The sequence below is a fragment of the Microbacterium sp. LCT-H2 genome (assembly GCF_001866135.1).
GTDB lineage: Bacteria > Actinomycetota > Actinomycetes > Actinomycetales > Microbacteriaceae > Microbacterium.
This window is the reverse complement of sequence record NZ_MODW01000001.1, coordinates 146,566-166,440: the sequence shown is the minus strand read 5'-3', so window position 1 is coordinate 166,440 and position 19,875 is coordinate 146,566. Positions and strand designations below refer to the sequence as shown.

General features: G+C 70.3%; 20 protein-coding genes. 14 read left to right on the top strand and 6 right to left on the bottom strand.

The features are described 5' to 3' along the window. On the top strand, positions 1 to 1,131 hold the full coding sequence (locus tag BK819_RS00720) for a hypothetical protein (protein WP_071327485.1): 1,131 nt from the start codon (positions 1 to 3) through the stop codon (positions 1,129 to 1,131). Next, on the top strand, positions 1,115 to 2,299 hold the full coding sequence (locus tag BK819_RS00715) for a hypothetical protein (protein WP_071327484.1): 1,185 nt from the start codon (positions 1,115 to 1,117) through the stop codon (positions 2,297 to 2,299). Before BK819_RS00720 ends, BK819_RS00715 begins: the two co-directional genes overlap by 17 nt. Positions 2,300 to 2,305: 6 nt before the next feature. Here BK819_RS00715 and BK819_RS00710 read toward each other — a convergent pair whose 3' ends face one another. Beyond that, positions 2,306 to 3,511 (bottom strand): SAM-dependent methyltransferase, encoded by a 1,206-nt coding sequence (locus BK819_RS00710; RefSeq protein ID WP_071327483.1) that lies wholly within the window; start codon positions 3,509 to 3,511, stop codon positions 2,306 to 2,308. A 149-nt stretch (positions 3,512 to 3,660) separates the two neighbouring features. Here BK819_RS00710 and groES point away from each other — a divergent pair, with 149 nt between their 5' ends. The 3 genes from groES to BK819_RS00695 all read left to right on the top strand — a co-directional run bounded on the left by groES (position 3,661) and on the right by BK819_RS00695 (position 6,394). Beyond that, positions 3,661 to 3,957 carry a co-chaperone GroES gene (gene groES / locus BK819_RS00705; protein ID WP_017203655.1) on the top strand — a complete coding sequence of 99 codons (297 nt, stop codon included), beginning with the start codon at positions 3,661 to 3,663 and terminating at the stop codon, positions 3,955 to 3,957. A 103-nt stretch (positions 3,958 to 4,060) separates the two neighbouring features. Next, positions 4,061 to 4,993, top strand: coding sequence for an EamA family transporter RarD (rarD, locus tag BK819_RS00700; RefSeq protein WP_071327482.1), 933 nt, complete (start codon positions 4,061 to 4,063; stop codon positions 4,991 to 4,993). Between the two features lie 144 nt (positions 4,994 to 5,137). Then, positions 5,138 to 6,394: an ABC transporter substrate-binding protein gene (locus tag BK819_RS00695; protein WP_071327481.1), complete on the top strand. Its 1,257-nt coding sequence runs from the start codon at positions 5,138 to 5,140 to the stop codon at positions 6,392 to 6,394. Between the two features lie 60 nt (positions 6,395 to 6,454). Here BK819_RS00695 and BK819_RS00690 read toward each other — a convergent pair whose 3' ends face one another. The 4 genes from BK819_RS00690 to BK819_RS00675 are packed head-to-tail and all read right to left on the bottom strand — an operon-like array spanning position 6,455 to position 10,480. Continuing rightward, positions 6,455 to 7,222, bottom strand: coding sequence for an ABC transporter ATP-binding protein (locus BK819_RS00690; RefSeq protein WP_071327480.1), 768 nt, complete (start codon positions 7,220 to 7,222; stop codon positions 6,455 to 6,457). After that, positions 7,219 to 8,223: an ABC transporter ATP-binding protein gene (locus BK819_RS00685; RefSeq protein WP_071327479.1), complete on the bottom strand. Its 1,005-nt coding sequence runs from the start codon at positions 8,221 to 8,223 to the stop codon at positions 7,219 to 7,221. The genes BK819_RS00690 and BK819_RS00685 overlap by 4 nt, the downstream gene beginning before the upstream one ends. Then, positions 8,213 to 9,190, bottom strand: coding sequence for a branched-chain amino acid ABC transporter permease (locus BK819_RS00680; RefSeq protein WP_025103732.1), 978 nt, complete (start codon positions 9,188 to 9,190; stop codon positions 8,213 to 8,215). Before BK819_RS00680 ends, BK819_RS00685 begins: the two co-directional genes overlap by 11 nt. Positions 9,191 to 9,193: 3 nt before the next feature. Beyond that, positions 9,194 to 10,480 (bottom strand): branched-chain amino acid ABC transporter permease, encoded by a 1,287-nt coding sequence (locus BK819_RS00675; RefSeq protein WP_143049241.1) that lies wholly within the window; start codon positions 10,478 to 10,480, stop codon positions 9,194 to 9,196. A 316-nt stretch (positions 10,481 to 10,796) separates the two neighbouring features. Between BK819_RS00675 and guaB the strand changes: the two genes are divergently transcribed. Next, entirely contained in the window at positions 10,797 to 12,299 is a 1,503-nt protein-coding gene (gene guaB, locus BK819_RS00670; RefSeq protein ID WP_025103734.1) for an IMP dehydrogenase, read from the top strand. Positions 12,300 to 12,371: 72 nt separating this feature from the next. Here guaB and BK819_RS00665 read toward each other — a convergent pair whose 3' ends face one another. Continuing rightward, positions 12,372 to 12,782: a hypothetical protein gene (locus BK819_RS00665; protein ID WP_071327478.1), complete on the bottom strand. Its 411-nt coding sequence runs from the start codon at positions 12,780 to 12,782 to the stop codon at positions 12,372 to 12,374. A gap of 100 nt (positions 12,783 to 12,882) precedes the next feature. Between BK819_RS00665 and BK819_RS00660 the strand changes: the two genes are divergently transcribed. The 8 genes from BK819_RS00660 (at position 12,883) to BK819_RS00630 (ending at position 19,866) form a co-directional block, all read left to right on the top strand. Continuing rightward, positions 12,883 to 13,194 (top strand): DUF2277 domain-containing protein, encoded by a 312-nt coding sequence (locus BK819_RS00660; RefSeq protein ID WP_071327477.1) that lies wholly within the window; start codon positions 12,883 to 12,885, stop codon positions 13,192 to 13,194. Between the two features lie 138 nt (positions 13,195 to 13,332). After that, positions 13,333 to 14,379 carry a response regulator gene (locus BK819_RS00655; RefSeq protein ID WP_071327476.1) on the top strand — a complete coding sequence of 349 codons (1,047 nt, stop codon included), beginning with the start codon at positions 13,333 to 13,335 and terminating at the stop codon, positions 14,377 to 14,379. Continuing rightward, the gene (locus BK819_RS00650) at positions 14,379 to 15,368 is read left to right on the top strand and encodes an ATP-grasp domain-containing protein (protein ID WP_071327475.1); all 990 of its coding nucleotides are present in this window, start codon (positions 14,379 to 14,381) and stop codon (positions 15,366 to 15,368) included. The genes BK819_RS00655 and BK819_RS00650 overlap by 1 nt, the downstream gene beginning before the upstream one ends. After that, positions 15,365 to 16,078: a PHP domain-containing protein gene (locus BK819_RS00645; RefSeq protein WP_071327474.1), complete on the top strand. Its 714-nt coding sequence runs from the start codon at positions 15,365 to 15,367 to the stop codon at positions 16,076 to 16,078. The genes BK819_RS00650 and BK819_RS00645 overlap by 4 nt, the downstream gene beginning before the upstream one ends. Further along, the gene (locus BK819_RS00640; RefSeq protein WP_071327473.1) at positions 16,078 to 17,565 is read left to right on the top strand and encodes a glycosyltransferase; all 1,488 of its coding nucleotides are present in this window, start codon (positions 16,078 to 16,080) and stop codon (positions 17,563 to 17,565) included. The genes BK819_RS00645 and BK819_RS00640 overlap by 1 nt, the downstream gene beginning before the upstream one ends. Continuing rightward, positions 17,562 to 17,705 carry a hypothetical protein gene (locus BK819_RS16690; protein ID WP_177173775.1) on the top strand — a complete coding sequence of 48 codons (144 nt, stop codon included), beginning with the start codon at positions 17,562 to 17,564 and terminating at the stop codon, positions 17,703 to 17,705. The genes BK819_RS00640 and BK819_RS16690 overlap by 4 nt, the downstream gene beginning before the upstream one ends. Continuing rightward, entirely contained in the window at positions 17,702 to 18,049 is a 348-nt protein-coding gene (locus tag BK819_RS00635; RefSeq protein ID WP_071327472.1) for a response regulator, read from the top strand. The genes BK819_RS16690 and BK819_RS00635 overlap by 4 nt, the downstream gene beginning before the upstream one ends. Continuing rightward, positions 18,046 to 19,866, top strand: a complete 1,821-nt coding sequence (locus BK819_RS00630) for an ATP-binding protein (RefSeq protein ID WP_071327471.1) — start codon at positions 18,046 to 18,048, stop codon at positions 19,864 to 19,866. The genes BK819_RS00635 and BK819_RS00630 overlap by 4 nt, the downstream gene beginning before the upstream one ends. Positions 19,867 to 19,875 lie beyond the last annotated feature (9 nt).

Sequence of the window (19,875 nt, the reverse complement as noted above, 5' to 3'; positions counted from 1 at the left end):
ATGGCCGGAGCGGACGACGACGACGTCGAGGAGCGCAGGGCCCTGCAGCGCAAGGCGTACGGGCCCGGCGGGGAGCTGAGCGCCGCGGAGGCCGCCCGTCTGCGCGCGCTCGAGGATTCCCGGCGGACACGGCCCGTGGGTCCCCCTGCGGCCCCCTTGGCGACCGGTCCCGTCCAGGAGTCCCGGCCACCCGGCCCTCCGCCGTCCTCCGGGTTGTCGTCCGGTCCGCACGACGACGGACCTCCGACCCCGAGCGGCGATCCCGCGATGCCGGAAGAGGAATCCGAGGAGGTCGCGACCGCCCGGACCGACTCTCCGACTCTCCGGGCAGGGCGGGGCCGTCTCCTCGGGACACGTGTGCTCGCCGCGGTCGTGGTGCTGCTGCTCGGCGTCGGCATCGGCTGGTTGGCCTTCGGCCGGACCGGCGGAGCCGCTGTCGCCCTGAGCGCGGTGCAGCAGCAGTGGCAGTCCGAGCTCGTCGCGTCCGGACGGTACGACGCCGGCTCGGTGCGCGCGCTCGCCACGGAGGACGACGCGGTCGTCTGGACGGCGACGCAGAACGGTGGCGCGAGCATCTGCCTGGTCCTCCGGTCGGCGGAGAGCACGACGCCGAGCTGCAATCGGCGCGAGACCGTGCAGGAGGAAGGCCTGTGGGGCGAGGTGACCACGCAGCGCGACGACGACTACACGCGCCAGATCATGGCTCAGCTGATCCTCACACCCGACGGCGAACCGGCGGTGAGCGTCGACGTCTCGGAGTACGGGATCGGTGACGGCGGCGGGATCACGTACGCGAACGAGGCGGAGACCCGCGCGGCCGCGCGTCTGGTCGAGGAAGGGTTCGACCCGAACTCCATCTGGGTCGTCGGGTACGACGACGACGTCCCCATCTGGACGGCCTCCGCGCAGGATTCGGGGCGGCATTGTCTCGTCTACGACGGATCGACGGCCGACGCTCCGATGGCCTGCGAGGAGACCGAGACGCTGGCGGAGCACGACGGGCGGCTGCGGCTGCAGGTGACGGACATGACGACCGGGCAGGTGACGACGTACGAGCTGCCGACCAGCGCGCGCGTGCCGTCCTTCACGATCATCCGCGAGGGGAGCGACGCCGGTGCGGTCGGAGACTGACGGAGAGGACGCCGCGGCAGCGGAGCGCCGGGCGCTGGAGCGCGCGGCGTACGGCCGCGACGGCGGGCTCGACGCCGCAGCGGCCCGTCGGCTTCAGGAGCTTCAGGAGGGGCATCGTCGCCGGACTCCTTTCACGCAGGACGAGCGGACGGAGTCGTCATCCGTGGGCGACGACCCGCCGGAGGACGTGACCGCTCGCCGGGCGCCGGAGAACGTGCCGGCCGCGGAGGACACCCCTCCGGCCGCCCCGGACGACGTCTCCCGGACGGAGGCGCGGGCTGCGAACCGCCGCGGTCTCGTGCCGGTGCTCGTGGCGTCGGCGGCTCTCCTCGCGATCGGCGTGGGAGCCGGGTGGGCGCTGTTCGCCCCGCGGCCGGACGCGTTTCCGCTGACGGAGGCGCAAGAGGAGCGGCGGATCGCGCTCGCCGGTGAGGGCTACGACCCCGGCTCCGTGCGTCCGGTGGCGGAGGCGGAGGGCGCGCTCGCCTGGTTCGCCACGCAGGACGACGGGGCCAGCCGGTGTCTGATCCTCGACGTCGACAAGGACTCCCAGTCGACCTGTCTGGCGGAGGAGGAGGTGGGGCCGGGCCTGTACGCCTCGCTCCCCGTGCCGACCTCCGCAGCGGACGACGAGGAGGACTCCTTCTCCTTCGAGGGCGTGACGGCGGTCATGCTCTTCTCCACCGCGGACGAGCCGATGGTGAGCATCCAGCGCTGGGGAGGCGGCTCGACGCTCGTCGCCCAGTTCGGTGAGGCGGAGCGGGCGAGGGCGGAGGAGCTCGTCGGCGATGGCTACGACCTCAACCTCTCCGTCCTCGGATCCTTCCGCGAGCAGCCGGTCTGGCTCGGCGAGCGCCGTGCGGAGAGCGGGGCCGCCGAACGCTGCCTGATCGTCGACGCCGACGGCTCGCGCCAGTGCGCCACGGTCGACGAGGCCGTGCAGTCCGGGCTCCGCGTGCAGCTGCTCGACGTCGACCAGGAGACCGGGGAGCTGCTGTCGGCGTCCGTGATCGAGGTCGACTTCACGCGATGGCAGACGCCCTATCTCACCGTGACCTCGGGCCCCGCCGTGGTCGACGAGGCGACGGGCGAGTCGTACCTGGTGACCACCGGGCCGCCCGGGGATCCGATCCGTGTCGACATCCCGGGCCGGGAGTCGGAGGACTGACCATCCTCAGTCCGCGGCGGGCACCCGGTCGGCGAGGATCGCGCGTCGCTGATCGCCGAATCGCGCGAGGATCAGGGTCGCCTCGGCATCGCCTCGGAGGGTCAGCTTGCGCCGGAAGGCCGCGGGATCGACGTCCACCCCGCGCTTCTTGATCTCGATGCGGCCGATGCCGTGGGTCTTCAGGGCCGCGTTGATCGTCTTCGGCGTGATCGGCAGCGTCTCCCGGACGCGGAACGACTGCACGAACGGGCTCGTCAGGGCGGCGTCGGAGGTCAGGTACGCGATGCGCGGATCGAGCATCCCCGCGTCGAGGCTGCGGGCGACGTCGCCGATGAGACGGGCCCGGATGACGGCGCCGTCCGGCTCGTGGAGGAAGGCCCCGAGCGCACGGACGGGAGCGTCCTCGGCGTCTGCGGCGCCGGTGAGCTCGTGCGAGCGCTCGCCGCGGATGACGAGGGCGGAGCGCCGGACCCCGTCCCTCGCCAGCTCGCGCGACCACACCACGAGCTCGACGACGCTCCCCTCGGCGCTGACCCACTGCGTCTCCGCGTCCGTGGGCAGGGCGCCGCGGTCGTGGGCCGGGCCGAGCTTGATCCCGGTGGGGCGCTGCGCGGCGACGGCGAACGCCCAGTCGAGGGACGGCGAGTAGTCGTCGGCGGAGACGCGCCGGGTCTCGCTGTGCCCGGAGGTGCGGCGCGCGGGATCCATCCAGATCGCCCGGCCGGGGACCTGTTCTCCGAGGGCCTCCTCCGCGGTCGCGTGGCGCACCGTGGCGTCGTCGCCGAACGGGGCGAGGTTGTAGGCGGCGAGGGCCGCGGTCACCTCGTCGGCGTCCACCGCGTGCACCGCCAGCCCCGCGCCGGCGAATGCGAGGGCGTCGCCGCCGATGCCGCAGCCGAGATCCGCGACACTCGTGAGGCCGGCCCGGCGGATCCGCTGGGCGTGGCGAGCGGCGACGCCCAAACGGGTGGCCTGCTCGAGGCCGGCGCGGGTGAAGAGCATGCGGGCGGCGAACGGGCCGAACTTCGCCGCGGCCTTCGCGCGCAGGTGCGCTTGTCCGACCACGGCGGAGACGAGGTCGGGGGAGTGGCCCGCGGCGCGCAGCCGGGAGACGGCGGCTGCGGCCTCCGCGGTGGAGGTGACCGGCCCGAGCGCATCGAGCAGCTCCAGGCCGGCGGGGGTCAGCAGGGCGCGCAGCTCGGACATCTCCACCCTCCCAGCCTACGGCGCGCTCGCCGCTCCGACCCGGTTGGCACTCGCATTGCATGAGTGCCAGCCGACCGCCTACACTGGCATTAGCACTCTCGGGTTGAGAGTGCGAACGAGTCTTTGTGTCAGCGTCAAGAAAGAAGAGGTAGACCGTGTCGGTTTCCATCAAGCCGCTCGAGGACCGCATCGTCATCAAGCAGGTCGAGGCCGAGCAGACCACCGCGAGTGGCCTGGTCATCCCCGACACCGCCAAGGAGAAGCCCCAGGAGGGCGAGGTCGTGGCGGTCGGCCCCGGCCGTATCGACGACAACGGCAACCGCGTCCCGCTCGACGTCGCCGTCGGCGACCGCGTGCTCTACAGCAAGTACGGCGGCACCGAGGTGAAGTTCGGTGCAGACGAGTTCCTCGTCCTGTCGGCTCGCGACGTCCTGGCGGTCGTCGTCCGCTGATCGCACCACCCGGTTCGACGAGGGCCCGGATGCTTCGGCATCCGGGCCCTCGTCGGCTTCCGGAGCGGCGCGGCCCTGGTCCTTGCGGGCATAGGGTTGTGCGGTGACCCCCGAGACGACCCGCGCCACCCAGACGGCGGGCATCGCGTACGCCGGGAGCGCCTACCTGCTGTGGGGTTTCCTGCCGCTCTACTTCCTCCTGCTGCAGCCGACCGGTCCGTGGGAGGTCGTCGCCTGGCGGGTGCTGCTCTCCTTCGTCTTCTGTCTCCTGCTGCTCACCGTCACGAGGGGATGGCCCGCCCTCCTCGCGATCGTCCGGAGCCCGCGACTGCTGGGGTGGACGGCCCTGTCCGGCCTGCTCATCTACGTCAACTGGCAGGTGTTCGTCCTCGGCACGCTGAGCGGGAACGTCGTGGAGACGGCGCTCGGCTACTTCATCAACCCGATTACGACCGTGCTGCTCGGCGTCCTGGTGCTCAAGGAGCGCCTCCGTCGGCTGCAGTGGGTGGCCGTCGGCATCGCGGCCGCCGCGGTGGTCGTCATCGTCGTGGCGTACGGCCACGTCCCCTGGATCGCCCTGACGCTGACGGCCTCCTTCGGCCTGTACGGGCTCATCAAGAAGAAGATCGGCCCCGCCGTCGACGCGGTCAGCGGGCTGACGCTCGAGTCGTTCTGGCTGATCCCCATCGCGGTGGTGCAGCTCGTGATCGTGGCGACGACGCCCGTCGGGCTGACGATGGGGACGGCGGGCTGGTCGCACGCCGTGCTGCTGGCATTCGCGGGTGTGGCCACAGCCGTCCCCCTGCTGCTCTTCGCAGCCGGCACGCGTCGGGTCGACCTCGCCGTGATCGGCATGCTGCAGTTCCTCACCCCCGTCCTGCAGTTCCTGATCGGGGTCGCCGTGCTCCGTGAGCCGATGCCGCCGGAGCGCTGGATCGGGTTCGTCCTGGTGTGGATCGCGATCGCGGTCTTCATCGTCGACCTGCTCCTCGCCGCGCGGCGCGGCCGCCGGGACACCCCCGCCGCAGCGCTCTGATCCCGCCTGTCCACGCCCGGAATCGACGGTCCTGGATCGTTAACGCACCGAGATACTTGCCCCTCCTGCGCGCGGGGCGCACGCCCTAGTGTTAGAGCACCCGATTGTGGTCACCATCCACGTTCGTTTACGCAAGGGAGCATCATGAACGCACTGAAGGGCTCGCGCAGCGCGAGGATCTTCGCCGGGATCGCGCTGGTCAGCGCTTCCGCCCTCATCATCGCGGGCTGCAGCAGCACGCCGAACGCGGAGCCGTCGGACGGGGGTGGCGACAAGCCGGCCGCCGACCTGACGCTCAAGCTCGGTTCGCTGCTGCCGGCCACCGGTACGCTCGCGTTCCTGGGCGCGCCGATGGAAGCCGGTGTCCAGCTCGCCGTCAACCAGATCAACGAGGCCGACGCCGGCATCACGATCGACCTCAGCACGGCCGACGAGGGCGACCTCGACAACAAGGCCTACGAGACCTCCATCAACAACCTGCGCAACGACGACATCACCGCCATGATCGGCGCGGCGTCCTCCAGCGTCACCAAGCTCATCCTCGACGGCAACGCGGGTGCGGACATCCTCACGGTGTCCCCGTCGAACACCTCGCCGGACTTCACGGGCATCAACCCGCTGTACTTCCGGACCGCGCCGAGCGACAACCTCCAGGGTGAGGTCCTCGGCAACGAGATCGCCGAGGACGGCCACAAGACGCTGGGCATCATCTACCAGAACGACCCGTACGGCACGGGACTGTTCGAGGCGATCAAGGCCACGTTCGAGAGCACCGGCGGCGAGGTCGTCGCCGACGCGTCGTACAACCAGGGTGACGGTCAGTTCAACGCGCAGGTCTCGGAGATCGCCGCGGCGAACCCGGACGCGGTCGCGGTCGTCTCCTACGACCAGTTCGCCACCATCGCGCCGCTGCTCGGCAACGCCGGGGTCGACACCGGGTCGCTGTACCTCGTCGACGGCAACCTGAAGGACTGGGGTGCCGACATCCCGGTCAGCCTCGAGGGCTCGAAGGGCACCCGCGCCGGCGCTGAGCTGCCGCAGGACTTCCTCGACCAGCTGAACGAGGTCTGGACGGCCGAGGGCAACGACCCGATCGACGCCGTGACCTACTCGGCCGAGGCGTACGACGCCGTGGTGCTGATCGCCCTGGCGGCGCTGAAGGCCGGCTCGGTCGAGGGCCCGGACATCGCGGCCGAGATGATCACCGTCTCCGGCGGTGACGGCGACGGCGAGAAGTGCGACAACTTCGCCGACTGCGCCGCGATCATCAACGACGGCGGCACGCCGGACTACGACGGTCTCTCCGGCGAGATCACCTTCGACGAGAACAACGACCCGAAGGGTGCGGCTATCGGCGTCTACGAGTTCGACGCCGAGAACGTCACCTCGCGCATCAAGTAACCAACGGAGAAGGCCCCGGATGCTTCGGCATCCGGGGTCTTTTCCGTGCCCACGCCGATCTCAGGCGGCGTCTGTCCCCAGGGTGCCGAGGTAGAGGCCGATGACCTTCGGGTCGTTCAGCAGCTCCCGCCCGGTGCCCTCGTAGGCGTCCTTGCCCTGGTCGAGCACGTAGCCGCGGTCGCAGATCTGCAGGCACCGCCGAGCGTTCTGCTCGACCATGATCGTCGTCACGCCCGCCTTGTTGATGTCGGAGACGCGGATGAAGGCGTCGTCCTGCCGCACGGGGGAGAGGCCGGCGGACGGCTCGTCGAGCAGCAGCACGGACGGGTCCATCATGAGCGCGCGCGACATCGCGACCATCTGGCGCTCACCGCCGGAGAGCGAGCCGGCACGCTGCTTCAGACGCTTGCCGATCTCCGCGAAGATGCTGTTGACGAACTCGAGCCGCTCCGCGAAGATCTTCGGGTTCTGGTAGAGCCCCATCTCCAGGTTCTCCTGGATGGTGAGCGACGGGAAGACGTTGTTCGTCTGCGGTACGAAGGCGACACCGCGGCGCACGAGCTTATCGGCCTTGAGGCCCACGATGCTCTCGCCCTTCACGGTGATGTCGCCCTCGCGGACGTTCACCATGCCGAAGATCGCCTTGAGGAGCGTCGACTTGCCGGCGCCGTTCGGGCCGATGATGCCGATGAGCTCGCCCTGGCGGGCGACGAGGTTCGCGCCGTTGAGGATGTTCACTCCTGGCAGGTAGCCGGCGTGCACGTCCTTCAGCTCGACGATGATGTCGCCGGTCGCGGGGGTGCCCTCGGCGGGGATCGCGGTGCTCATGCCTTGTCCTCCTCGGCGGCGTCCTCGACCTCGGCCTCGACCTCGGCCTCGACCTCCGTCTCGATCTGCTCGCGGATGCGCTCCGCGTCGGCATCCGAGATCACCGGGAGACGGCCGGTGACGGCGCCGAGGTCCACGTCCTGATGGGCGCCCAGGTAGGCGTCCACGACCGCGGGGTCCTCCATGACGGTCTCCGGTGGTCCCTCGGCCACCACGCGACCCTCGGCCATCACGACGACCCAGTCGGCGATGTGGCGCACCATGTGCATGTCGTGCTCCACGAAGAGCACGGTCATCCCGAGGTCCTTGAGGTCGAGGATGTGATCGAGGAGCGACTGCGTGAGGGCGGGGTTCACCCCCGCCATCGGCTCGTCCAGCATCACCAGGCTCGGGTCGCTCATGAGGGCCCTGGCCATCTCCAGCAGCTTGCGCTGCCCGCCGGAGAGCGACGCCGCGAAGTCCTGCTCCTTGGCGTCGAGCTTGAAGCGCACAAGGAGCTCGTGGGCGCGCTGCTCGATCTCCTGCTCCTGCGTGCGCCAGAGGAAGGGGAACAGCCCTGCCCAGAAGCCCTCGCCGCGCTGGTCCTTCGCGCCGAGCTTCATGTTCTCCAGCACGGTCAGCAGCGACAGCGACTTGGTGAGCTGGAAGGTGCGCACCTGTCCCATTCGGGCGACCTTGAACGACGGGATACCGGACAGGTTCTTGCCGTCGTAGGACCACGTGCCGCTGTTGGGCTTGTCGAAGCCGCACAGGAGGTTGAACAGCGTGGTCTTGCCGGCGCCGTTGGGGCCGATGAGCGCCGTGATGGCGCCACGGGGGATCTCGAGGTGATCGACGTCGACCGCGGTCAGGCCGCCGAAGCGCCGCTGCACGGCGTCCACGACGAGGATCGGGTCGACCTTCTTGACCCCGGGGGCGGCGGGACCCGCGGCGAGGCCGGTGGTCTTGGCGCGAGGAGCGCTCTTCGCGGGCGTGACGGCCGCGTCGTTCTCACTTGACAAAGGTCATCTCCCTCTTGTTCCCCAGGATGCCCTGCGGGCGGAACACGACGATGAGCATCAGCACGATGCCGATGAGGATGTAGCGCACCACGTCGGCCTGAGCGCTCGTCATGGGCAGGTAGCCGGCCGTGGCCATCGCGGGCAGGAGCGCGCCGAGGAAGGCGAACACCACCCAGAAGAGCACGGCGCCGAGCGTCGGACCGAACACCGTGGCTGCGCCGCCGAGGAGCAGGATCGTCCACAGGAAGAACGTCAGCGACGTCGAGTAGCTGCCGGGGATGACCGCCGAGGGCAGGACGAAGACGATTCCGCCCAGCGCACCGATCACACCGCCCACCACGAGTGCCTGCATCTTGTAGGCGAAGACGTTCTTGCCGAGCGAGCGCACGGCGTCTTCGTCCTCGCGGATGCCCTTGAGCACGCGGCCCCACGGGCTGCGCATGAGCGCCCAGACCACGAGGATCGTCAGAGCGAGGGTGAGCAGACCGAACACCCGCACCCAGAGGTCGTTGGCGTTGTAGGTCCACGGCCCGAAGCCGTAGGTGCCCGGCGGGAACGGGTTGGCGTCGCGGAAGCTCTGGTGGTAGCCGGAGAGACCGCCGGCGGAGTTCGTCCAGTCCTTGAACAGCTCGGTGACGAACATCAGTCGCACGACCTCCGCGGCCGCGATGGTCGCGATCGCGAGGTAGTCGGCGCGCAGCCGCAGCGTCGGGATGCCCAGCAGCAGGGCGAAGAGCGCGCCGCCGGTGATGCCGACGAGCACGCCAAGCCACCACGGGAAGCCGAAGGTGAGGATCGAGATCGCGTAGCCGTAGCCGCCGATCGCCATGAACGCCGCCATGCCGAAGTTGAGCAGACCCGTGTAGCCGAAGTGCACTGCGAGGCCGGTGGCCGCGAGGGCGTAGGCGATCGTCGTCGGGCTGAACAGGTAGGAGGCGGTGTTGCCGAAGATGCTTCCGAAGTCCATGCGTCAGCCCAACCTTTCCTTGCGTCCGAGGATGCCCTGCGGTCGCACGAGCAGGATGATGATCAGCGCGACGAGGGCGCTGGCGTACTTGAGGTCGGTCGGCACCCCGAGAAGCGTCGAGACCTCGACCGCGAGGCCGACGATGATCGAGCCGATCAGGGCGCCGATCGCGGAGCCGAGCCCGCCGAGCGTGATGGCGCAGAACATCAGCAGCAGCATCTGCATGCCCATGTCCCACTTCACGCCGGGGCGGAAGTACGCCCAGAGGATGCCGGAGATCGCCGCCAGCGTGCCGGCCAGGATCCAGACGATGCGGATGACCTTGTCCACGTCGATGCCGGAGGCGGCGGCGAGCTGCGGGTTGTCCGAGATCGCCCTCGTCGCCTTGCCGGTGCGGGTGCGGGTGAGGAAGAACGCGACGCCGAGGATCACGATGATGCTCGTCGCCATGCCGATCATGTCGATGTACGACAGGGAGATCGGCCCGAGGCGGATCGGCTCCGGGCTGGAGCCGGGCAACTGGTAGGTGTTGCCGCCGATGATGTATTGCAGGCCGTAGCGCAGGGCCAGCGAGAGGCCGATGCTGACGATCATGAGCTGGACGACGCCCAGGCCCCGGCGCCGCAGCGGCTTCCAGATGCCGGCATCGAGCGCCCAACCGAGTGCCGCGCCGCCGATGACCGCGGCGATGATGCCCGCCCACAGCGGGAGCTGCCAGAAGGAGGTGACGACGAGCGTGACCACGGCGCCCCAGCTCACCATCTCGCCGTGGGCGAAGTTCGACAGGCGGGTGGTGCCGTAGATCAGAGCGGCGCCCATCGAGGCGAGCCCGAGCAGCAGCCCGAAGTTCAGGCCGCCCACCATGCGCGACAGGAGCTGATCGAGGAAGGAGACGGTCACCCGCTCGCCCTCGCCCAGGAAGAGGTTGACGATCTTCGTGCCGGTGAGCCCGAACTCCAGCTCGAACGAGGCGGTTGTGCCCGAGACGGGCTGGATCCCCTCGGGGAGCTGCGTCGCGTCGACGATCACACCGTCCGGCAGCGTCGACTCGTCGACCGTCAGGGTGTACGTCTCCTTCTCCGGCACGTACAGGCGCCACTTGCCCTCGGCGTCTGTCTCGGTCTCGGCGTCGAAGCCGTTGCCCTCGATCGTCATCACGACGCCCTCGACGGGCTCGTCCCCGTTGGTGACGACGCCGGCGAAGTAGAAGTCGGTGACCTCCTGACCGTCGTCCGTGGTCTCGGCGGAGGCCGCTGCGGGAGGGAGGAGGAGTGATGCCGCGAGCGCCATCAGGATTCCGAAGAAGGCGAAGGCCCGAGGGCGCTTTCGCGGTCCGGCGAGTGCTGTGGGTCCCACGCAACCTCCACTGTGAGTGCTGTCTCCGCGGGCTCGGGTCGAACCGCGGGGATGGACGACGCACTTGAGCGTAATGGGCGATCGGCGAATCACCTATCGTCCGGGCCAACGGTCCGGTAACGACAGGGTCCTGGGAATGTTCTCGGGCGTGTCTCGCTTAGAATCTCCATACGGGTCACGCCCGCGCACCGGCCGACGTCGACCCCCCATTCGCACCCGGATCCGCGCCACTCGCGCAGGAGGAGATTCCATGGACCAGCACGATCCCTTCGGCTTCGTCGGACTGACCTACGATGACGTGCTGCTGCTCCCCGGGCACACCGACGTCATCCCCAGTGAGGCCGACACGTCGTCCCGGATCACCCGACGGATCTCCGTCGCGACGCCGCTGCTCTCCAGCGCGATGGACACGGTGACCGAGTCCCGGATGGCGATCGCCATGGCCCGGGAGGGCGGCATCGGCATCCTGCACCGCAACCTCTCGATCGCCGACCAGGCCGCACACGTCGACCGCGTGAAGCGCAGCGAGTCCGGCATGATCACCGACCCCATCACCACGACGCAGGACGCGACGGTCGAGGAAGTCGACGCGCTGTGCGCCAAGTACCGGATCTCCGGCCTCCCGGTCGTGGACGACGAGGGTCGTCTGGTGGGCATCATCACGAACCGCGACATGCGCTTCGTCTCCGGCTTCGAGCGCCAGAGCACGTTCGTCAAGGACGTCATGACGAGGGAGAACCTCGTCACCGCCCCCGTCGGCGTCGCGGCCGGCGAGGTCATCGCGCTGTTCGCGAAGCACCGCGTCGAGAAGCTGCCCCTCATCGACGAGGATGGCAAGCTCGCCGGCCTCATCACCATCAAGGACTTCGACAAGAGCGAGAAGTATCCGCTCGCCACCAAGGATGACCAGGGTCGCCTGCGGGTGGGCGCGGCGATCGGCTTCTTCGGCGACGCGTGGGAGCGCGCCGAGGCCCTCCGCGACGCCGGGGTGGACGTGCTGGTCGTGGACACCGCCAACGGGCAGTCGCAGGGCGTGATCGACCTCGTCAAGCGCCTCAAGGCCGACGAGTCGTTCGCGCACATCGACGTCATCGGCGGCAACGTCGCCACCCGCGAAGGCGCGCAGGCGCTCGTGGACGCGGGCGTGGACGCGGTCAAGGTGGGCGTGGGTCCCGGCTCGATCTGCACCACCCGCGTGGTCGCCGGTGTGGGCGTGCCGCAGGTCACGGCCGTCTACGAGGCATCGCTCGCGGCTCGTCCGGCGGGCGTCCCGGTGATCGCCGACGGCGGCCTGCAGTACTCGGGCGACATCGCGAAGGCGCTCGTCGCCGGTGCCGATGCCGTGATGCTCGGCTCGCTGCTCGCCGGCACCGACGAGTCGCCGGGCGAGATCGTCTTCCAGTCGGGCAAGCAGTTCAAGCAGTACCGCGGCATGGGCTCGCTCGGCGCCATGCAGACGCGCGGCAAGCAGACCTCCTATTCGAAGGACCGCTACTTCCAGGCCGACGTGCCCAGCGACGACAAGCTGATCCCGGAGGGCATCGAGGGCCAGGTCCCCTACCGCGGCCCGCTCTCGGCCGTCGCCTACCAGCTCGTCGGCGGCCTGCGGCAGTCGATGTTCTACGTCGGCGCCCGCACCATCGAGGAGCTCAAGCAGCGCGGCAAGTTCGTGCGCATCACCTCGGCCGGGCTCAAGGAGTCGCACCCGCACGACGTGCAGATCGTCGTCGAGGCGCCCAACTACAAGAAGTGACCGCGACTCCCGCAGAGGGATGCACGAGGGGCCGGATGCGCTGCATCCGGCCCCTCGTCGTTCGCGGAGCGGTCAGCCGCAGCGATAGGTGACACCGCCGACGTCCCAGACGCCGGGGCCGAGTTCGGCGCACGTCCCGATGACGCCTGCCAGCACGGTCGCCAGCAGGATGATGCCGATGATCGCAAAGATCGTCAGGACGGCGCCGACGATGATGCCGGCGATCGCGATGCCCTTGGGGGCCTTCGCCTTGCCGAGCTGCACGGCGGCGATGATGCTGAGGATGAGGCCGACCGGCGGCAGCAGGAACGCCAGCACGAGGCCGATGATCGACAGCACCCGTCCCGGGGGTGATGTCGGCACGTCCTGCGCGTACGGGGCGCCGGGCGGGGGAGCGGCGGCGGCGGGGTACGGCGAGGGTGTGCCGGTGGGCGGCGGCGGGTTGTAGGGCGACGGGGCGTCGGGCGGCGGGGCGTCGGTCATGATCTCTCCTCGGTTCCGGTCGTAGCCCAGAGCGTAGCGACGGAGGGACGGGCATGCCATCCCCCTTTCGCAGCCCACGCGCCGCGCGTACGGTGCCGGTATGTGCCGAAACATCGTGCCTCTGAACAACCTCGAGCCCGCGGCCACCGACGAGGAGTGCCGCGAGGCTGCGCTCCAGTTCGTCCGCAAGATCTCCGGGACGACGGCGCCGTCGCGGGCGAACCGTGCGGTCTTCGATCGGGCGGTGGCCGAGATCGAAGTCGCCACGCGGCGGCTGCTCGATGATCTCGTGACCTCGGCGCCGCCTAAGAACCGCGAGGAGCAGGCGGCGAAGAGGCGGGCGCGATCGGCGGAGCGGTACGAGGCGATCCGGCTCTACCAGGAGGAGAAGCGGGCGGCGCGCGCGGGCTGAAGCGCTGCGGGCCGGGGGTGGAGCCCTGTGCCAGAATCGACGTACCCCGCTCGACTTTCCCTGCGGCCCGGTGATGAAGGCACCGCGGTCGTACCGCCGAATCCCCTCGGCAGGGAATCTCCCCAAGGAGAGCTGAACATGGCTGAGGTCCCCCCTCGCATCCTCGTCGTCGACGATGACCACGACGTCGCCCTTCTCGTGAAGACCGTCCTGGAGCGGCGTGCGGGCTGCGTCGTCGATCTCGCGGACGACGGGCGCTCGGCGCTCGAGAAGGCCGCGGCGGTGAAGCCCGATGTCGTCGTCACCGATATCGAGATGCCGGGACTCAGTGGTCTGGAGCTGCTCGCGGAGCTGCGCCGCCTCATGCCGACCGTGCCGGTCGTCGTCATGACGGCGCACGTCTCGGTCGAGTACGCGGTGTCCGCGCTCCGGGCGCAGGCCGACGAGTTCCTCACGAAGCCGCTCGACAACGCCCGGCTCGTGGAGTCGGTCACCCGGCTCGTCGAGGAGTCACGGCGTCGGACGGCGGAGGCGAAGACCGGTGAGGTCGTCCTCGCGATCGGAGCGCACCCCGACGACGTCGAGATCGGCGTCGGCGGCATCCTCGCAGCCCATGCGGCGGCCGGCGATCGCATCACCATCCTCACGCTCTCCCGCGGAGCGCGCGGCGGTGATGCGGACAGCCGCCAGCACGAGTCGCTCGCCGCCGCCGAGCAGGTGGGTGCCCGGCTGTTCGTGAAAGACCTCGTCGACACCGAGATCTCCGGCGGCGGGTCGACCGTCCGCCTCATCGAGGAGGTCGTGCAGGAGATCCAGCCGACCATCGTCTACACGCACTCGCACCATGACCGCCACCAGGACCACCGTGCGGTGAACGAGGCGACGATCGTCGCGACGCGCCGCGTCGGCACGGTCGCGTGCTACCAGAGCCCCTCCGCGACCATCGACTACCGGCCCACGCGCTTCGTCCGCATCGACCGCTTCCTGGGTGACAAGCTGCGGCTCCTGGAGTGCTTCCAGTCCCAGGCCGCCGCGAACCGCGAGTACCTCGCGCCGGAGTTCGTCACGGCCACCGCCCGCTACTGGTCGCGGTTCGGCGGCGGCGTGGCCGTCGAGCCGCTGGAGGTCGTGCGCGAGACCGCCGAGTTCATCGGCGCCCATGAACTGACCCGACGGGAGAGCTGATGACGAAGCGCGTACTGGTCACCGGAGCCGGGGGCCCCGCCGGAGTCGCGGTGATCCGCTCCCTGCTGCGCCGGTCCGATCTGACGGTCTTCGCGGCCGACATGGACGGCTGGGCGAGCGGCATCTACCTCGTCCCGCCGGCGCAGCGTCGTCTGGTTCCCCCGGGGCGGGACGCGGACTTCGTGCCGGCGATCGCGCGGATGGTCGCCGAGGACGGTCTCGACCTCGTGATCTCCACCGTCGACGTGGAGCTGATCGCGCTCGCAGACCGCCGGGACGAGCTGGCCCCCGCGGTCCTCGCCGCGCCGCCCGCCGACACGCTGCACACCGCCCTCGACAAGCTCGCCCTCGCGGAGCGCTGCGCGCCGACCGGTCGTGTGCCGCGCACCGTGCTCGCCGGTCCGGATGCCGCGGAGGTCGCGTGGGAGTTCCCCGTGTTCGCCAAGCCCCGGCAGGGGGCGGGCAGCCGTGGCGTGCGCCTCGTCCCCGACGCGGAGGCGCTCGCCACCCTCCCCACGGATGAGGGGCTGATCGTGCAGGACTTCCTGCCGGGCGAGGAGTACTCGGTCGATGTGATCGCCGACGCCTCCGGGGGCGTGGTCGCGGCGGTCCCGCGCACCCGCGCCCGTGTGGACTCCGGCGTCGCGATCGCCGGCCGCACCCTCCGCGACCCCGAGCTCGAGGAGACCGCCGCCGCCATCGCGCGGGCGATCGGCCTCGTGGGGGTCGCCAACGTGCAGCTCCGTCGGGACCGGGACGGGCGGGCCGTGCTGCTCGAGGTCAACCCGCGCTTCCCCGGGGCGCTCCCGCTGACGATCGCCGCCGGGGTCGACATCCCGTCGCTCGTCGCCGACCTCTTCCTCGGCCGGGAGATCCCGGTGCAGGTGCCCTTCCGTGAGGTCGCCTCCGTGCGCTTCCTGGAGGACGTGATCGTCGAGGTCGACGACGTGCTCGTGTCGGCGCACGCCGGTCACCAGGAGGAGCTGTGAGTCATCCCGCCCTGCGCGGAGACCACCACGTCCACTCCACGTTCTCCGACGACGCGGTCTCCACCCTGGAGGAGAACGTCGCCGCGGCTGCGGCCGTCGGTCTCGACACCGTCCGTCTCGTCGATCACGTGCGGCAGACCACGACCTGGGTGCCGGAGTACCTCGCCGCCGTCCGCGGCCTGTCCGTCCCGGACGGGCTGACGGTGCTCACCGGAGTGGAGGCGAAGATCCTCGACGCCTCGGGCGCGCTCGACATCCCGGCGCTTCCGGCGGGCATCGACCGGATCCTCATCGCCGATCATCAGTTCCCCGGTGCGGACGGCCCGCTCGGACCCACCGCCGTGCGCGAGCGCATCGCGTCCGGCTGGGCGCCGGCCGATGTCCTCGACCAGTTCGTGGACGCCGTGATCGCCACCATGCGCCGGCACCCCGGCAACCAGCTCGCGCATTGCTTCTCGATCCTGCCGAAGATCGGTCTCGCGGAGGAGGAACTCGGGGGCGAGCGCCTCGACGCGTGGGCGCGAGCCGCCGCCGAGACGGACACGCTCGTCGAGGTCAACGAGAAGTGGGTGTGCCCCGGCGCGGAGGCGCTGAACGCCCTGGAGCGCGCGGGCGCCGGCATCGTGGCCTCCACCGACAGCCACGTGGCCGCAGACGTCGGCCGGTACGCCCGCATCGTCCCGCTGCTCACCGGGACGGAAGGACGCTGATGCCCGAACTGACCTGGATCGAGACGGTCGTCGTCGTCATCCTCCTCCTCTGCGTGCTGATCGGCACGCTGCCGGTCGTCAACACCGGTCTGCAGTTCCTCATGCTGCCGCTGCACGCCTTCCGCAATCACTACGGCAAGGCCGCCCCGTACCACCCGAACGTGGCCGTGGTCATCCCGGCATGGAACGAGGGCCTGGTCATCGGCCCCGCGATCGAGCGGCTGCTCCAGCTCGAGTACCCCGCCGAGCGCCTCCGTGTCTTCGTCGTCGACGACGCCTCCACGGACGACACCCCGGCCATCGTGCAGCAGAAGGCGGCGACCTATCCGGGGCGGGTCGTCCATCTGCGACGCGAGAAGGGTGGCGAAGGCAAGGCGCACACGCTGAACCACGGCCTCGACGTCGTGCTCGCCGACCCGTGGACCGAGGCGGTGCTCATCATGGACGCCGACGTGATCTTCGCGCGCAACTCCCTGCGCAAGCTCACCCGGCACCTCGCGGACGAGGAGGTCGGGGCCGTCACGGCCTACATCGCGGAGGGCAGCAGGGACCGCAACTACCTCACCCGGTTCATCGCGATCGAGTACGTCATCGGCCAGCTCTCGGCACGGCGTACGCAGAACGTCGGGGGAGCGATCGCCTGCCTCGCCGGGGGCGCCCAGCTGCATTCCCGCGCGAACCTCGAGGCGATCGGCGGACGCATCCCGACGGGCACGCTCGCCGAGGACACCATGACGACCTTCGAGAGTCAGCTCCACGGCCGCCGGATGGTCTTCGAGCCGCACGCCGTGGTGCTCGCCGAGGAGCCGCGGACGATCGACAGTCTCTGGAAGCAGCGGCTGCGCTGGGCGCGCGGCAACGTGCAGCTCACCTCGATCTACAAGAGGCTCTGGTTCCGGCCGAGTCGCGACCACAACCTGGGCAGCATCCCCTTCGGGCTGGCCTGGTTCACGATCCTGCTGATGCCGGCGCTCCTGCTCCTCGCCGCCACCGCGATGATCGTCCTCCTGCTCCTGCACAGCGACGTCGCGGAGTTCGTGTTCCGGTTCATGTGGATCGCCGCGGCGGCCATCTACATCTTCTCGATGCTCTACTCCGTCCAGCTCGATCCGCGCATCGGGCGGCAGTCCTGGCGCGAGGCGATCATGTTCCCGGGGCTCGGGGCGCTGATCCTCATGGCCCTGGCGCTGTTCCCCTGGGCCCTGGACGGCCTGATCGGCGCGGCGGGGCAGGAGTCGACGGAGCAGACGCGGGTGCTGTGGCTGATGGCGTTCGCCCTCTGGGGGCCGGTGTCGATGCTCGGCATCTGGCTCGCGCGGGCGGTCGAGCCGCTTCCGGCCGGACGCTTCTTCGCGGGCCTGCTGCTCTACGTCTGCGGATACGGGTCGCTGCTGTGCGCGATCACCGCCGACTCGTACCTCAAGGAGTGGCGCCGCGCGGACGCCTCCTGGATCAAGACCGAGAAGATCGGACGGGTCGACTCATGACCGACGCACCTTCGCACGACGCCAAGGTGGAGGAGATCGCGGCCGACGCCCGGAAGGAGCGCCGCCTCATCCCGCAGGCGCTCCTCTCCCTCGCCGTCGTGGTCGTGATCGTCGTCGTCCGAGAGCTGCTCCTGCGATGACCGGACGGCCGCTCGCCCTGGTCGTCGAGGACGCTCCGGACCAGGCGACCCTCCTGGGGCGGTACCTCGACCGGGAGGGCTTCGACGTGTTCGTCGCGCCCGATGCGGAGTCTGCCATCGCCGCCTTCCCGGACATCGACCCCCAGGTCGCCGTCCTGGACCTGCTGCTGCCCGGCATCTCCGGGCAGGCCTGCTGCCGCCTGATCCACGAACGCTATCCGGAGTGCTTCCTCATCGTCAGCTCGGTGCTGGACGTCACCGAGTACCCGCCCGCGGACGCGGCCTTGCCGAAGCCGATCACCGGAGCCGACCTGCATCGCGCCGTGGAACGGGTCCCGCGATGAGGGCGACACCGCTGGAGCGCGCCGAGAACCGCTGGTACCGGGTCATCGACAACCCGAACCCGATCATCAAGCAGCTCCCGACGCTCGTCGCCGCCGCGACCGCAGGCGTGATGACCTGGGCCATCCCCAGCCTGCCGTTCACTGATATCGCCCTCGCGCTGGCCGGCCTGGCGATCGTCCTCGTCGCGACGCTCCACGCCGGAGTGCTCAGCGCGTTGCACATCCGGGAGGGCTGGATCGTGCTCCTGGTCCCGATGGTCGACATCCTGGGACTGGGGCTCTTCCGCGCGGGGACGGGAGGCGCGGCCTCGCTCTTCAGCTCGCTCGTGCTGCTCCCCGTGATCTGGATCGCGGCGGCGCCCGGCATCCGCTGGGTCTTCGTCGTCGGCGCGTTCACGTCGCTCGCGCTGCTGATCCCCTACGTCATCGAACCGCCGACGAACGCGGTGGTGTGGCTCCGCGGCGTCGTCGGCCCTCTCGTCTTCGCGGCCGTCGCGGCCGTGGTGAACGAGCTCTCGCGGCAGCAGCGCCTGCGGGTGCAGCAGGCGGAGGAGCTGGTCACGGAGCGGACCAAGGCGCTGTCCGAGAACGTCTCGATGATCGTGCAGCTGCGACAGAAGGAGCACGAGTACCGCGTGCTGCTCGACTCGTTCGAGGGCCTGTGGGCGTCGATCACCGCGCAGGCCGTGATCGGCACCGATCGCGAGGGGCGCGTCACGGCGTGGAACCCCGGGGCCGTCCGCCTGCTCGGGCTCTCTCACGACGAGGCTCTCGACGACGTGCGGGTCGATCGCTTCTTCTCGTCGTCGGCATTGGCGATGCTGGCCGAGGACACCGCCGCGCGCGAAGGGGATGCGGGGGCACCGCGCGTGCCCGGTGTGCCCGACGAGCGCGCGGACGTGCCGGAGGGCCTCTGCGAGCTCTTCGCCCAGGCGGACGCAGGGAACACGGTCGACGGCGACATCGAGGTCAGGACCGCGGGCGGCACGACGGTACCCGCCCGGGTGACCGTGACGCCGCACAAGGATCCGTCCGGCGCGCAGCAGGGGTACCTGTTCGTGCTCACCGATGAGACGAGAGCCGTCGAGGTCGCGCGCATGAAGGACGAGTTCGTGGGGATGATCTCCCATGAGCTGCGGACGCCGCTGAGCGCGATCATCGGCTTCCTCGACCTGCTGCAGAACGATCCCGGTCAGCCGCTCACGGAGGATCAGCAGGAGTTCGTCGGCATCATCGAACGCAACGCGAAGCGGCTGCTGAACCTCGTCGGCGACCTGCTCTTCACGGCGCAGGTGGAGTCGGGGCGGTTCCCCCTGGAACGGGACCAGGCCGACGTCGCGGAGCTCGTGCGCTCGGCGGTGGTCTCGGCGGGACCGCACGCGCAGCGCGAGGGGATCGAGCTGGACCTGCAGGTCGGCGACGAGCCGATCCCGCTGCTCGTCGATCCCGGACGCCTCGGGCAGGCGGTGGACAACCTCCTCTCGAACGCCATCAAGTTCACCCCCCGCGGGGGTCGGGTGACGGCCGCCGTGCGTCGCCTCGACGGCGGGGTGCAGGTCGCCATCGCCGACACCGGGGTCGGGATCCCGCAGGACGAGCAGCGCATGCTCTTCACCCGGTTCTTCCGCGCCTCGACGGCCACGCGCAACGCCGTGCCGGGGGTGGGGCTGGGGCTCACGATCACGCGCGCGATCGTGCTGGCCCACGGCGGCTCCATGGACGTGACCAGCGAGGAGGGGGTGGGCACCGAGTTCCGGTTCGTGCTCCCGGCGGCTCCCAAGACCGAGGTGCTGCAGACGCTCAGCCGCGCGGACTGACCACGCGAG